Source organism: Streptomyces sp. NPDC053474, from assembly GCF_044544845.1.
GTDB lineage: Bacteria > Actinomycetota > Actinomycetes > Streptomycetales > Streptomycetaceae > Streptomyces.
This window is the reverse complement of the sequence record NZ_JBITXV010000007.1, coordinates 394,134-406,954: the sequence shown is the minus strand read 5'-3', so window position 1 is coordinate 406,954 and position 12,821 is coordinate 394,134. Positions and strand designations below refer to the sequence as shown.

Sequence of the window (12,821 nt, the reverse complement as noted above, 5' to 3'; positions counted from 1 at the left end):
TGAGTGACCGACCGAATCGGTGTGGGTCGTGAGGGAATCGCACCCGCGGTGCCTGGCACTCTTCTGTTCTTGCTGGGTCTTACTTGGCCGTTCTCACATGCCAAACAGCGAGGATGCGCGGGGCTTCCAGCGTCTCACCAAAAAGTTTGACGGTCAACACGATCACACCCCGTATTGACGGGCAGCCCGGGGGCACACGGCGGTCGAATCCGCTGCGGTGCCGCTCCTTCGGGGCCCTGGGGGTGTGGAGATCATCCTTACCCGCGGAGCCTGCCAGGGCAAGGGCTTCTTGGCAATCACCAGGCCTTTTTTGCCCCAGGGGGCCGTCGCGCCCCCAGCAGGACCACGCGTGCGCCGGCTCCCGGGGGCGCGGCGTCAGCGAATCGCGAACGAGTCGTAGCCGCCCCGCGGCGTGTCCCAGATCTCAGTCACACCGTCGACCCGGCCGGGAGTGTCGCCCCTCTCGAGCCAGTCCAGGAGCGCCTCGCACCCCGCCCGGGGGCCCTCGGCGACCACTTGTACGCGGCCGTCGTCGAGATTGAGAGCAAAACCACTCAGGCCGCCGATCTCCAGGGCCCTGGCCCGCGTGAACCAGCGGAATCCCACGCCTTGCACACGGCCGCGCACCCAGGCGGTGAGCCGGACTTCTTCGTTCATAAGGTGCACGCTAACCGGCCAATTGCACAGGGAGCACTTCGCCCCCTTGTGCCATCGCGTACAGTCGCGACTCGACGCGCCTCACCCGTACGGGCGAGCCACGTGGACCGTCAGGACGACGCCGGGGCACATGACCGGGCGTCTCGACGAAAGGCCAGACATGGGACGCCACCGACGCTCCGCCGCCGGCCGCGCCGCCACCGGCCGCGCCGATCACGCGAACCCGTCCGACTCCGCCGGAAGCCCTGCTTTCCCCGATACCCCGGTGGGGCCGTTCCACACCCCCGGCCCCGACACCACCTCGGGCACCGGGCCCCGGCCGCGCTCGCACCGCCGCAAGGCCCGTGCGGCCACGCCGGTGCGCACCGGGCTCCTCGGGGTCTCCGCCGCCGTCGCCATGGGTGCCGTCGCGGTCGCCTCGGGGCTGCTGCCCGGCGGCGACACCTACACCTTCGGCGGGAGCGACGGCGCGGGCGCCATGAGCTCCGCCAGCTCCCCCTCCGGCCTGGACCCGCAGGGCGGCGACTCCGGCACCGCCGAGCGCGGCCCGGCGCCGACGCCCGGCACGGGCCGCGCCGAGCCCTCGGCCCCGACGCCCGCGCCGACCAGCGACAAGCCGTCCGCGAAGCCGTCGAAGAAGCCCACGGCCGAGCCGTCCAAGAGCGCGGAGCGCGGCGACGCCGACCGGGCCGACCGCGACGAGGCCCCGGAGGGGCAGACGAAGAAGCCCGCCCCGCCGCGCGCCGACGAGCCGAAGCCCACCCCGCCCGCGCCCCGGCCCGAGCCGTCCACGGGGGACAGCTCCGCCGAGGCCCAGGTGCTCGCGCTGGTCAACGAGGAGCGCGCCAAGGTGGGCTGCCGCCCCGTGAGCGCGGACGGCAGGCTGGCCGCGCTGGCCGAGGGGTTCAGCGCGGACATGGCCGAGCGCGGCTTCTTCTCGCACACCGACCCGGACGGCGCGACCCCGTGGGACCGCGCCGAGAAGGCCGGGATCAAGGACCTCGGCGGGGAGAACATCGCCCGTGGCCAGGCCGACGCGCAGGCCGTGATGGACGCCTGGATGAACAGCCCGGGCCACCGGGCGAACATCCTCAACTGCGACTACAAGACCCTCGGCGTCGGCGCGCACTTCGCGCCGGGCGGCCCGTGGTGGACGCAGGACTTCGGCTTCTGAGGTCCCGCGCCGCTGGTGGCCCGCCGCACCCGGGCGGGCGGCGGCCCTGACAGGCGGCGGCTCAGGCCGCGACGGCCGCCCGGCCCGCGACGAAGGCGCGCGCGGTCTCCGTGACGCGGCGGCCGAGGTGCTCGGCCGTGGCGATGTCCGCCTTGTGGACGGCCTCCGGGCCCTCGTCCGAGTTGGTCTGGGCGGCGGCGCCCGAGAAGAAGCCGAGGCGGTTGAGGTCGTTCTCGGAGCCCGTGGAGGAGTTCCAGCCCGGGAACAGGCCGAGGTTCACCCAGTGCATGCCCTGCTGCGCGGCGAGCGTCTGGAAGTACTGGAGCGTGTGCAGCTTGTCGCCGCTCTTGGACGCCGAGTTGGTGAAGCCCGCGGCGATCTTGTCCTGCCAGGCGCGGGTGAACCAGCGCTTGGAGGAGGCCTCCGCGAAGACGTGGAAGGCGCCCGACGCGGTGCCCATGTAGGTGGGCGAGCCGAAGACGATCGCGTCGGCGGCGTCCAGGAGCTCCCACTGGGCCTCGGTGATCTCGTCGACCTTGATCAGGTGCACGGTGGCACCGGCGTCGGCGGCACCGGCGCGCACGGCCTCGGCGACGACAGCGGTGTGGCCGAAGCCGGAGTGGTAGGCGATGGCGACGACGGGGCTGGTCATGGGGGTGCTCCTTGGATGGGCGCGTTCGGGGACGACGGCGGCACCCAGGTGCTCACCGCTGCACCAAGGAAAGCACTAACTTCTAGTTAGCGCAATCTCCTGGCTAGCGCTGCGTCCGAGTACGCTTGTGGTATGGACTCCACCGCACCCGCCGAGAAGGCCTCCGATCCGGAGCTGGCGTACGACGTGTTCGCCCGGGACTGTCCCTCGCGGACCACGCTGGAACACGTGACGGGACGCTGGGGCGCGCTGACGCTCGGCGCGCTGCACGACAGCACGTTCCGGTTCAACGAACTGCGCCGCCGCGTCGACGGCGTGAGCGAGAAGATGCTGTCGCAGACGCTGCACGCCCTGGAGCGGGACGGCCTGGTGCACCGTGAGGCCCAGCCCACCAACCCGCCGCGCGTGGACTACCGGCTCACCCCGCTCGGACGGCAGATCTCCGAGCGCCTGCTCGCGCTCATCCACTTCGTGGAGGGCGCCCAGGACGCCGTCGGCGAGGCCCAGCGGGCCTATGACAGCCGCGACGGCCTGGGCGGCCGCTGACAGCGCGGGCAGAAGTAGCTGGAGCGGTTCATCCAGGGCCGCCGGCGCATGAGCGTGCCGCACCGGCGGCACGGCTCGCCCTCGCGGCCGTACGCGTCCAGGGACCGGTCGAAGTACCCCGACTCCCCGTTCACGTTCACATAGAGGCTGTCGAAGCTGGTGCCGCCGACGGCGAGCGCCGCGTTCATCACGTCCCGTACGTGGCCGAGGAGTTCCAGCGTGCGCGGGCGGGTGAAGGTGGCGGTGGGGCGCTCGTAGTGCAGCCGGGCGCGCCAGAGCGCCTCGTCCGCGTAGATGTTGCCGACGCCGCTGATCAGCGACTGGTTCAGGAGCGCGCGCTTGATGGTCGTACGGCTGCGGCGCAGCGCCTCGTGGAAGACGTCGGCGTCGAAGTGCTCGTCCAGCGGATCGCGGGCGATGTGCGCGATGACGTCGGGCAGCCCCTCCGCGGCGGTGTCGTGCAGCGAGAGGCCGCCGAAGGTGCGCTGGTCGACGAAGCGCAGCTCCGTGCCCACGTCGTCGGCGAAGCGGACCCGGATCCTCAAGTGCTTCTCGTCCGGGGCCTCTTGGGTCTTCACGAGCAGCTGCCCGCTCATGCCCAGATGGGCGAGGACGGCACTGCCGGTGTCCTCGACGGGGAGCCAGAGATATTTGCCCCGGCGGCTCGGGGCGCCGATGCGCTGCCCCTTCAGGCGGTGCGCGAAGTCGTCCGCGCCCGCGATGTGCCGCCGCACGGCACGTGGGTGCAGCACCTCTACGTCGGCGACGGTCCGGTGCGCCACCCAGCGCGCGAGGCCCCGCCGCACGACCTCTACCTCGGGCAGCTCGGGCACGGCTCTCCTCGGGTGGGACGCGCTGATGGTTCCGGCAGCGTACCGCGCGGGCGCGGGGCCGCCGCCGCGGGATCCCACGACAGAGCGCACCCCCGCGGGACCTAAGTCCTACGGGGGTGTGCTGAGCCTGTGGTCAGGCGGTCGCGGCGCCCGGGGACGACGAGCCGTCGTCCTCGTCCGGCTTGCCGCTCTCGGCGGCCTTGGCACGCTCGTCCGCGGCCGAGCGGATCGCACGCCACGCGGACTCCGCGGCCTGCTGCTCCGCTTCCTTCTTGCTGCGGCCGGTGCCGGTGCCGTACGAGACGCCTCCGACGCGGGCGGCAGCAGTGAAGGTCTTCTCGTGATCCGGTCCGCTCTCCGAGACGAGGTACTCGGGCACGCCGAGGCTCTCCATCGCGGTGAGCTCCTGGAGGCTGGTCTTCCAGTCCAGGCCGGCTCCGAGGTTCGAGGACTTCTCGATCAGCGGGTCGAAGAGCCGGTGCACCAGCTCGCTCGCCGCGTCGAGGCCCTGATCCAGATAGACCGCGCCGATCACCGCTTCCAGGGTGTCGGCGAGGATGGAGGCCTTGTCCCGGCCGCCCGTGCCCTCTTCGCCCCGGCCGAGCCGGATGAAGGAGCCCAGGTCGAGCCCGCGGCCCACCTCCGCAAGCGCACGCGAGTTGACCACCGCGGCCCGCAACTTGGCCAGCTGGCCTTCGGGCAGGTCGGGGTGGGTGCGGTACAGCGTGTCCGTGACGACGAGGCCGAGCACGGAGTCCCCGAGGAACTCCAGACGCTCGTTCGTCGGCAGACCGCCGTTCTCGTACGCGTACGAGCGGTGGGTCAGTGCGCGCACCAGAAGGGCGGACTCGAGTCGGTACCCGAGCCGCCCTTCCAGAAGCGTGTGGGACGAGGCCGCGTTGTTGCTGTCTGCCATCTTGGCGTCTTCCGCCTTCTTAGGGCTAGACACAGCGCCTCTCACCAGCCGCTCAGACCTCGAGGACCTGGCGCTTGTTGTAGGTGCCGCAGCTCGGGCACGCGATGTGCTGCTGCTTCGGCTCCTGGCAACGCTCACACGAAACCAGGGGGGTGACCGCAGCCTTCCACTGCGACCGGCGGTGGCGCGTGTTGCTGCGCGACATCTTCCGCTTCGGAACAGCCACGGCTACTTCTCCTGCTTCTCGTCGGCGTGCGCTGATCGAGGCGCGCCGCCGCTCATCTCGTCCTTCTCGCCGCCCTTGATGGAATCGGCGAGTCCCTGCAGTGCCGCCCAACGGATGTCGACGGCATCGTGGTGGTGGTCCGGGTCGTCCGTGAGCCGCGCTCCGCATTCGGAGCACAGACCCGCACAGTCTTCCTGGCACACCGGCTGCATCGGCAGTGCGAGCACCACCGCATCACGCAGCACGGGCTCGAGGTCGAACATGCCGTCCTCGATGAAGAGCCTGTCCTCGTCTTCCTCGGCGTCGTCGGCCGGTTCCGCTGCGCGGCCCCGGTCGTCGGCGTCAGGGTACGAGAACATCTCCTGGAAGTCCGCGTCGAGCTCCAGCTCGAGCGGCTCCAGACACCTTACGCACTCCCCCTTGGCCGATGCACGGGCGGTGCCTGTGACAAGCACCCCTTCCATGACCGACTCCAGGCGGATCTCCAGCTCCACCGGAGCGCCCTCGGGCACTCCGACGACACCCTCGACACCGAACGGCGCCGGGGCGCCGGGAGCGTCGATGGTGCGGGTCAGCCGCTGCATGGCACCGGGACGCCGACCCAGCTCGTGCGTGTCGAACACGAGGGGGTTGCGGTGGTCGAGGCGCGTACTCAGGGCTTTTCCTGCTTTCGAGATCCTGGGATGGGGCAAGGGGGCCACCACGCGGACGCCCCGGAACCGGGGCCTGAGCGGGCAGCGCTGATCGCGGACATAGCGCGACCGAAGAGCCAGGATACTGGACCATTCGCTCTCGTCCCAATCCGGCCCCGGCGAACCGGCCGGACCCGGGCGCGAGGGGCCCTAGCGTCCCTGCTCGTACTGGCGCAGCTGCTCCGCGCTGATCATGGTGGTGTCGAAGAGGCTGGTCTCGTCGAGCACCGCGGGGGCCTGGCTCTGCTGGCCGTAGCCCTGCGCCTGCTGCGGGGCGTACTCCTGCCGCTGGTAGCCGTACGGGTCCTGTGGATAGCCGTACGGATCCTGCTGGCCGTAGGGCTGCTGGTAGGCGTACGGGTCCTGCCCGCCGTACTGGTCCTGGTGACCGTACTGACCCTGCTGGTCGTAGGCGTACGGATCGGGCTGGTGGTCGGGGCGCGGCGGGGCGTACGGCTCCTGGGCGGGGACGCGGGGTGCGGAAGGGGCGCCCGAGGCCGCCGGTGCGCTCCCCGCGCGCGGGGAGTCGGGGGTCTCGGCGAGGTCCGCGAGGTAGTCGGCGTCGGAGGTGTGGCCCGTGCGCCCGGCTTCGGCGTGCGCGCCGAGCTCGCTCAGCTCGTCCGCGGGGGCGCGGCCCTGGAGCTTCTGACGGCCCCGGCCGACGGCCTCCAGGGTCTTGGCCAGGACCGCCTCGAAGGCGCCGAGCTTGGCGTCCACGTACGCGTCGGCGTCGCGGCGCAGCGTCTGCGGGTCGTGGCTGCGCTCGGGGGCGTCCTCGTCCGCGAAGCCGTGCTCGTCCAGGCCGGGGCCCGTGCCGAGCAGCTTCTCGCGGCCGCGGCCGACGGAGCCGAGGGTCTTGGTGAGGACGACCTCGAAGTTGGCGAGCTTGGAGTCCACGTAGTCGTCGGCCTCGGCGCGGATCTCCTCGGCCTCCCTGCGGGCCTCGGTGACGATGCGGTCGGCCTCGCCCTGGGAGCGGCGCGCGACCTCCGTGTCGGAGATCAGCGAGCCGCGCTCCGCGTGCGCGGACTCGATGATCCGGTCCGCCTCCTGCCGGGCCCGCTCGACGAGCTGCTCGCGGCCGCCGATCAGCTCCTGGGCCTGGGCGAGGGAGCCCGGCAGGGCCTGGCGCACCTCCTCCAGCATCGACAGGAGCTGCGCGCGGTTGACCACGCAGGAGGCCGACATGGGCATGGACTTGGCGCTGCCGACCGCCTCGGCGATCTCGTCGATCTTCTTCTGCACGTCCACCGCGGGCTCGCCACTCTCTACAGCTTGTTGGGAGACGGACGGGACGACTGTAGCCGCTGATCAGCCCTTGGCGAGGCGCTTGTTGAGGGCTTCGAGCACGACCGGGGGAACGAGGTGCGCGATGTCGCCGCCCCAGGACGCGACCTCCTTGACGAGCGAGGAGGAGAGGAAGCTGTAGGCCGGGTTGGTGGGCACGAACAGCGTCTCGACGCCGGAGAGGCCGTTGTTCATCTGGGCCATCTGCAGCTCGTAGTCGAAGTCGCTGACCGCGCGCAGGCCCTTGACGATGGCCGGGATGTCGCGCTCCTTGCAGAAGTCCACCAACAGGCCGTGGAACGACTCCACTTCCACGTTGCCGAACTCGCGGGTGACCTGACGGATCAGGTCGATGCGCTCCTCGATCTCGAAGAGGCCCTTCTTCGACATATTGATCATCACCGCGACGTGCACGACGTCGTACAGCTTGGAGGCGCGGGCGATGATGTCCAGGTGTCCATTGGTGATGGGGTCGAATGACCCCGGACAGACGGCGCGGCGCAACGGAAGTCCCTCGCTCTCCGGTCGGGTCATGGCGCGATTTCTTGTTCGTCGCACGTAGAGGCGGCGCGACCGTACCAAAACGTGCCTTCGCCGTAGCGACGGGACCTCAGTGCCTCGAAGCCGTCGGGCCAGTCGAAGACTCCGCCTCTCGTACTGCGTTCAACGGTGACGAGCGCGTCGTCCGCGAGCCAGCTTCCCGAGCGGAGTGTGAGCAGGATCTCCCGGAGATCGTCATCTCCCACGGCATAGGGGGGGTCGAGGAACACCAGGTCGTAGGGGGCACTAGGGGTGCTTTCCCGGATGACGTGAGCGGCTTTGCCTGCTCGGACGTCGGCGCCGGGCAGGCCGATCGCCCGGACGTTCTCCCGGATCGTGCGCACCGCGCGGGCGTCGGTCTCGACGAGCAGGGCGTGCGCGGAGCCCCGGGACAGCGCCTCCAGGCCGACGGCGCCGGAGCCCGCGTAGAGGTCGAGGACGCGGGTGCCGTCGAGCGTGCCCAGGAGGGCCTGCCAGGTCGAGAACAGGCCTTCGCGGGCGCGGTCCGAGGTGGGCCGGGTGCCGTTGCCCGGCGGAACGGAAAGGCGGCGCCCGCCGGCCGTACCGGCGATCACGCGGGTCATCTGGGTCTCTGCGTCCTTCGGCTGCGAGGGGAGCCCGGGGCGGGGCCCGGGAGCGGGCCCCGGAGCCGCTGGCGGGCTCCGCGGCGGAGCCCGGGGGCGGGCCCTGCCGGGGGCCCCGGGGCGGGGCCTGCCTTCACGATAGGTCGTTTCGGCGCGTCACCCCTTGTCGAGGTACTGCTCGCGCTCCTCGTCCAGGAGGGCGTCCAGGGTCATGCGGAGCTCGGGCAGGTGCTCCAGGTCGGGGTCGCGGGAGACCACGGCGGTCGCCTCCTCGCGGGCCGCCGCGATGATCTCCTCGTCGTCGATGACGGCGAGCATCCGCAGCGAGGAGCGGACGCCGGACTGCGCCTGGCCGAGCACGTCGCCCTCCCGGCGCTGCTCCAGGTCGATGCGGGAGAGCTCGAAGCCGTCCAGGGTCGCCGCCACCGCGTTCAGCCGGGCGCGGGCCGGGCTGGCCTCCGGCATCTCGGTGACGAGCAGGCACAGGCCGGGGGCGGATCCCCGGCCGACGCGGCCGCGGAGCTGGTGCAGCTGGGAGACGCCGAAGCGGTCGGCGTCCATGATCACCATCGCCGTCGCGTTCGGCACGTTCACCCCCACCTCGATCACCGTGGTGGCGACCAGGACGTGGGTCTCGCCCGCGGCGAAGCGGCGCATCACCGCGTCCTTGTCGTCGGGCTGCATGCGGCCGTGCAGGACCTCGACCCGCAGGCCCCGCAACGGGCCGCGGGCGAGCTGCTCGGCTACGTCCAGGACGGCGAGTGGCGGCCGCTTCTCGGCCTCCGCCGCCTCGTCCGCCGCGGACTTCTTCTTGCCCCTCTTCGCGCCCGCTTCCTTCTCGTCCTCGTCGTCGCCGATGCGGGGGCAGACCACGTACGCCTGGTGGCCGTTCTCCACCTCCTCGCGGACGCGCTCCCACGCGCGGGCGAGGAAGTGCGGCTTGTCCTGGGCCGGGACGACATGGCTGGAGATCGGCGAGCGCCCGGCGGGCAGCTGGTCGAGCACGGAGGTCTCCAGATCGCCGAAGACCGTCATCGCGACCGTGCGCGGGATGGGCGTGGCCGTCATCACCAGCAGGTGCGGGGGCTGCTTGCCCTTGCCGCGCAGGGCGTCGCGCTGCTCCACGCCGAAGCGGTGCTGCTCGTCGACCACGACCAGGCCCAGGTCGTGGAACTGCACCTTGTCCTCGATCAGCGCGTGCGTCCCGATGACGATCCCGGCCTCGCCGGTGACCAGGTCGAGCAGCGCCTGCCGCCGCGCGGCCGCGCCCATGGACCCGGTGAGCAGCGTGACCTTGGTGGCGTGCTCACAGCCGCCGAGCATGCCGCCCTCGGCCAGCTCCCCCATCATCTCGGTGATCGACCGGTGGTGCTGCTGCGCGAGCACCTCCGTGGGCGCGAGCATCGCGGCCTGGCCCCCGGCGTCCACGACGGCGAGCATGGCGCGCAGGGCGACCATCGTCTTGCCGGAACCGACCTCTCCCTGGAGGAGGCGGTGCATCGGGTGTTCCGTGGCGAGGTCGGTGAAGATCTCGGTGGTGACGCGGCGCTGGCCGTCCGTGAGCTCGAAGGGGAGCTTGGCGTCGAAGGCGTCCAGGAGGCCGTCCGGGCGGGGGGTGCGGGCGACGGCGGGCAGTTGGGAGTCCGCGAAGCGGCGGCGGGCCAGGGCGACCTGGAGGACGAAGGCCTCGTCCCACTTCAGGCGGTCGCGAGCCGTCGCGACGTCCGCCTTCGCGTGCGGCCGGTGGATCTTGAGGAGGGCCTCGGGGAGCGGGATGAGACCGCGGCCCTCGCGCAGGGCGGGCGGCAGCGGGTCCAGGGCCTCCCGGGCGCTCGGCAGCACCGCGTCGATCGACTTGGCGATCTTCCACGACTCCAGCTTCGCGGTGGCCGGGTAGATCGGGATGAGCGCGCCCGCCCAGGAGTCCACCGCCTCGGCGGCGGACTCGCCGTCGGCCCGCAGCAGCTCGTACGCGGGGTGGGCGAGCTGCATCTTGTGGTTGAACACGGAGACCTTGCCCGCGAACATCGCGCGCGTGCCGGGGAGCAGGTCCTTGTGCGGCTTGTGGATGCCACGGCCGAAGAAGACCAGCTGGAGCTGGCCGCTGCCGTCCGTGATCGTCACCTCAAGGCGCTGGCCGCGCCCCGCGTTGAACTTCAGGACGCGGGCGCTCGCCACCTGGGCCACGACCGTGACGTGCTCGTCCAGCGGGAGGTCGGAGAGGCGGGTGAGCTCGCCCCGCTCGGCATAGCGGCGGGGGTAGTGGTGCAGGAGGTCGCCCACCGTGTGCAGGTCGAGGTGCTCGGCCATGACCTTGGCGGTGGCTTGGCCGAGGGCGTTCTTCAGCGGTTCTTGGAGCGCGTGCACGAGATCCATTGCACACCACGCCACTGACATTCCGGGGCCGGGCCCGCAAACCCGGGCCCCGCTTGGGCGTGGGGCGGCTCCGGGGCTACTCCACGCCGACGACGGCCCCGGGGCTACTCCACGCCGATGAGGAGGAGGGCCGACTGCGGGCCGCCCCGGTACAGGACCGTGTCCACGGCGAGGTGGCCGTCGCGCACGTGCTTCTGGAGGCGCTCGGCCACGTCGTCCGGGACCTCCTCGCCCAGGACCAGCGTGACCATCTCGCCGCCCGCCGCCAGCATCCGGTCCAGGACGACCTCGGCCGTGGCCGGGACCTCCGTCCCGATGACCGCCACGTCGCCGTCGATGAGGCCGAGGACGTCCCCGGCCTGGCAGATGCCCGCGGTCGTCCACGACTGGCGCTCGGCGATGGCCAGTTCCGCGTACCGGGTGGCCCCGGCCGCCGCCGTCATCGCGACGACGTCCTCGTCGAAGCGCCGGTCCGGCTCGTGCACGGCGAGCGCCGCGATGCCCTGCACCGGGGAGCGGGTCGGGATCAGGGCGACGCGCACGCCTTCGGAGCGGGCCTGTTCGGCGGCCGCGGCCGCGGTGTGCCGCAGCTCGGCGTCGTTGGGCAGCAGCACCACCTCGCGCGCGTGGGCGCGGCGGACTGCCTGGACCAGCTCGCCGCTCGCGGGCGGCTCCCCCGCGCGCGCGACGGTGGTCGCGCCCGCCTCCGCGTACAGGCCTCCCAGGCCCTCGCCGCGGACGACGGCCACGATGCCGCGCTGGGCGCGCTCGCGCGGCGGCTGCGCGGCCCGGACGGCGTGGGCGTCGCCGAGGCCGAAGTGCGTGATGCGGATGCGGTACGGCCTGCCCGCCTCGACCCCCGCCTCGACGGCCGCGCCCGCGTCGTCCACATGCACGTGCACGTTCCACAGCCCGTCGCCGCCGACGACGACGAGGGAGTCGCCGAGGGCGTCGAGCCGCGTCCGCAGCCGGGCGACGGCGTCGTCGTCCGCCTCCAGGAGGTAGATCACCTCGAAGGCGGGACCGGAATCGGCGCCTTCGGCGCACTCGGCGGCTGGGGCAGCCGTGCCGTCCGCGCCCTCCGCGCCCTCTACGCGCGCGTGGCCGTCCGTCCGCGGCCCGCTGTTCGCGGAGGTCCAGGCGTTCCAGGCGGCGGGGTTCCGGGTGCCCACGTGCTCCCCCGACAGGGCGCCGACGAGCGCCCCGAGCACCGCCACGAGCCCGCGGCCCCCGGCGTCCACGACGCCCGCGCGGCCGAGCACCGCCAGCTGGTCCGGCGTCGCGGCCAGGGCCGCGCGGGCGCCGTCGTAGGCCGCGCGGGCCACCGTGGCGCAGTCGTCCGCAGGCTGCCCCGCGGGCCGCCCGGCCCCGGCCGCCTCCGCGGCCGCCCTGGCGACCGTCAGGACCGTCCCCTCCACGGGGTGGGCGACCGCCTGGTACGCGGACTGGGCCGCGCGCCGCAGCGCCAGCGCCAGGCGCTCCCCGTCCGCGTGAGGTGCGTCACCCGCGGGGCCCGGCGCGCGCTCGTCGTCGGCCAGCACCTGCGCCATGCCCCGCAGCAGCTGCGCGAGGATCGTGCCCGAGTTGCCGCGGGCCCCGATCAGGGCCCCGTGCGCCAGCGCGCGCACGGCCTCGGCCCGGGTGGGCCCGGCGGGCTCCAGGCCCGTGAAGACGGCGTCGACCGCCCGGGTCGCCGACTCCATGGTCAAGTAGAGGTTGGTCCCGGTGTCCGCGTCCGCGACCGGATAGACGTTGATCGCGTCGATCTCCTCGCGGGCCTGCCCCAGCGCGTCCAGAGCCAGTGCGCTCCAGGCGCGGATCGCGACCGCGTCGAGGTCCTGCGGCAACTGTCGCCTCCTAGAGAGCGTCCGGAACGGCCGGTTCAGCGGGATGAGACGCAGCGTAGACCCGGTGCGGGAGGGGAGCGCGGGGCGGGCCCCGGGCGAGACATGGTAGTTTCGTTGTACCGAAGCAGTCGTTGTATGCTGCTCCGGTTGCCCGATACACATCGGGACATTCCCCTGGCACCGCCACCCAGATCATTCGCTCTGATCCCGGCATGCCGGGTTTAACCGTAAGTGCATCTGAAGTCTTTGGAGTGACCCGTGGCTGCCAACTGCGACGTCTGCGGCAAGGGGCCGGGCTTCGGCAACAACATCTCGCACTCGCACCGCCGTACGCCCCGTCGCTGGAACCCGAACATCCAGCGCGTGCGTGCCGTGGTCGGCGGGACGCCGAAGCGGCTCAATGCCTGCACCTCGTGCATCAAGGCCGGCAAGGTCTCGCGCTGACGCTAGTTCTGCGCGGCCACCTGGCCGGTTACCGGAAGGCCGGTCCC

Annotated in this window: 14 protein-coding genes; 3 read left to right on the top strand and 11 right to left on the bottom strand. The window is 72.4% G+C overall.

The window, feature by feature from the left end:
• Positions 1 to 375: 375 nt before the first annotated feature.
• Entirely contained in the window at positions 376 to 657 is a 282-nt protein-coding gene (locus tag ACIG3E_RS19505; protein ID WP_399617589.1) for an acylphosphatase, read from the bottom strand.
• A gap of 160 nt (positions 658 to 817) precedes the next feature.
• Between ACIG3E_RS19505 and ACIG3E_RS19500 the strand changes: the two genes are divergently transcribed.
• Positions 818 to 1,831 carry a CAP domain-containing protein gene (locus ACIG3E_RS19500; protein ID WP_399617586.1) on the top strand — a complete coding sequence of 338 codons (1,014 nt, stop codon included), beginning with the start codon at positions 818 to 820 and terminating at the stop codon, positions 1,829 to 1,831.
• Between the two features lie 61 nt (positions 1,832 to 1,892).
• Here ACIG3E_RS19500 and ACIG3E_RS19495 read toward each other — a convergent pair whose 3' ends face one another.
• Entirely contained in the window at positions 1,893 to 2,483 is a 591-nt protein-coding gene (locus ACIG3E_RS19495) for a flavodoxin family protein (RefSeq protein ID WP_399617583.1), read from the bottom strand.
• A gap of 132 nt (positions 2,484 to 2,615) precedes the next feature.
• On the opposite strand from ACIG3E_RS19495, the gene ACIG3E_RS19490 reads away from it, so the two are divergent.
• A complete protein-coding gene (locus tag ACIG3E_RS19490; RefSeq protein WP_399617580.1) occupies positions 2,616 to 3,029 on the top strand; it encodes a winged helix-turn-helix transcriptional regulator in 414 nt (137 codons plus the stop codon).
• Here ACIG3E_RS19490 and mutM read toward each other — a convergent pair.
• The 9 genes from mutM to ACIG3E_RS19445 form a co-directional block, all read right to left on the bottom strand.
• Positions 2,996 to 3,862, bottom strand: coding sequence for a bifunctional DNA-formamidopyrimidine glycosylase/DNA-(apurinic or apyrimidinic site) lyase (gene mutM, locus ACIG3E_RS19485; RefSeq protein ID WP_399617577.1), 867 nt, complete (start codon positions 3,860 to 3,862; stop codon positions 2,996 to 2,998). The genes ACIG3E_RS19490 and mutM overlap by 34 nt on opposite strands.
• Positions 3,863 to 3,995: 133 nt before the next feature.
• Positions 3,996 to 4,823 carry a ribonuclease III gene (rnc, locus tag ACIG3E_RS19480; protein WP_242724188.1) on the bottom strand — a complete coding sequence of 276 codons (828 nt, stop codon included), beginning with the start codon at positions 4,821 to 4,823 and terminating at the stop codon, positions 3,996 to 3,998.
• A 7-nt stretch (positions 4,824 to 4,830) separates the two neighbouring features.
• Positions 4,831 to 5,004: a 50S ribosomal protein L32 gene (rpmF, locus tag ACIG3E_RS19475; protein ID WP_030676011.1), complete on the bottom strand. Its 174-nt coding sequence runs from the start codon at positions 5,002 to 5,004 to the stop codon at positions 4,831 to 4,833.
• A gap of 2 nt (positions 5,005 to 5,006) precedes the next feature.
• Complete coding sequence (locus ACIG3E_RS19470) at positions 5,007 to 5,681, bottom strand: YceD family protein (protein ID WP_399617857.1); 675 nt, start codon at positions 5,679 to 5,681, stop codon at positions 5,007 to 5,009.
• 165 nt (positions 5,682 to 5,846) lie between these two features.
• Positions 5,847 to 6,947 carry a cell division initiation protein gene (locus ACIG3E_RS19465; protein WP_399617572.1) on the bottom strand — a complete coding sequence of 367 codons (1,101 nt, stop codon included), beginning with the start codon at positions 6,945 to 6,947 and terminating at the stop codon, positions 5,847 to 5,849.
• A 60-nt stretch (positions 6,948 to 7,007) separates the two neighbouring features.
• Complete coding sequence (gene coaD, locus ACIG3E_RS19460) at positions 7,008 to 7,487, bottom strand: pantetheine-phosphate adenylyltransferase (RefSeq protein ID WP_212767913.1); 480 nt, start codon at positions 7,485 to 7,487, stop codon at positions 7,008 to 7,010.
• A gap of 26 nt (positions 7,488 to 7,513) precedes the next feature.
• The gene (gene rsmD, locus ACIG3E_RS19455) at positions 7,514 to 8,107 is read right to left on the bottom strand and encodes a 16S rRNA (guanine(966)-N(2))-methyltransferase RsmD (RefSeq protein WP_399617569.1); all 594 of its coding nucleotides are present in this window, start codon (positions 8,105 to 8,107) and stop codon (positions 7,514 to 7,516) included.
• A 156-nt stretch (positions 8,108 to 8,263) separates the two neighbouring features.
• Positions 8,264 to 10,483, bottom strand: coding sequence for an ATP-dependent DNA helicase RecG (gene recG, locus ACIG3E_RS19450; protein ID WP_399617567.1), 2,220 nt, complete (start codon positions 10,481 to 10,483; stop codon positions 8,264 to 8,266).
• Between the two features lie 104 nt (positions 10,484 to 10,587).
• A complete protein-coding gene (locus ACIG3E_RS19445) occupies positions 10,588 to 12,330 on the bottom strand; it encodes a DAK2 domain-containing protein (RefSeq protein ID WP_399617564.1) in 1,743 nt (580 codons plus the stop codon).
• A gap of 258 nt (positions 12,331 to 12,588) precedes the next feature.
• On the opposite strand from ACIG3E_RS19445, the gene rpmB reads away from it, so the two are divergent.
• Positions 12,589 to 12,774: a 50S ribosomal protein L28 gene (gene rpmB / locus ACIG3E_RS19440; RefSeq protein ID WP_030195073.1), complete on the top strand. Its 186-nt coding sequence runs from the start codon at positions 12,589 to 12,591 to the stop codon at positions 12,772 to 12,774.
• Positions 12,775 to 12,821 lie beyond the last annotated feature (47 nt).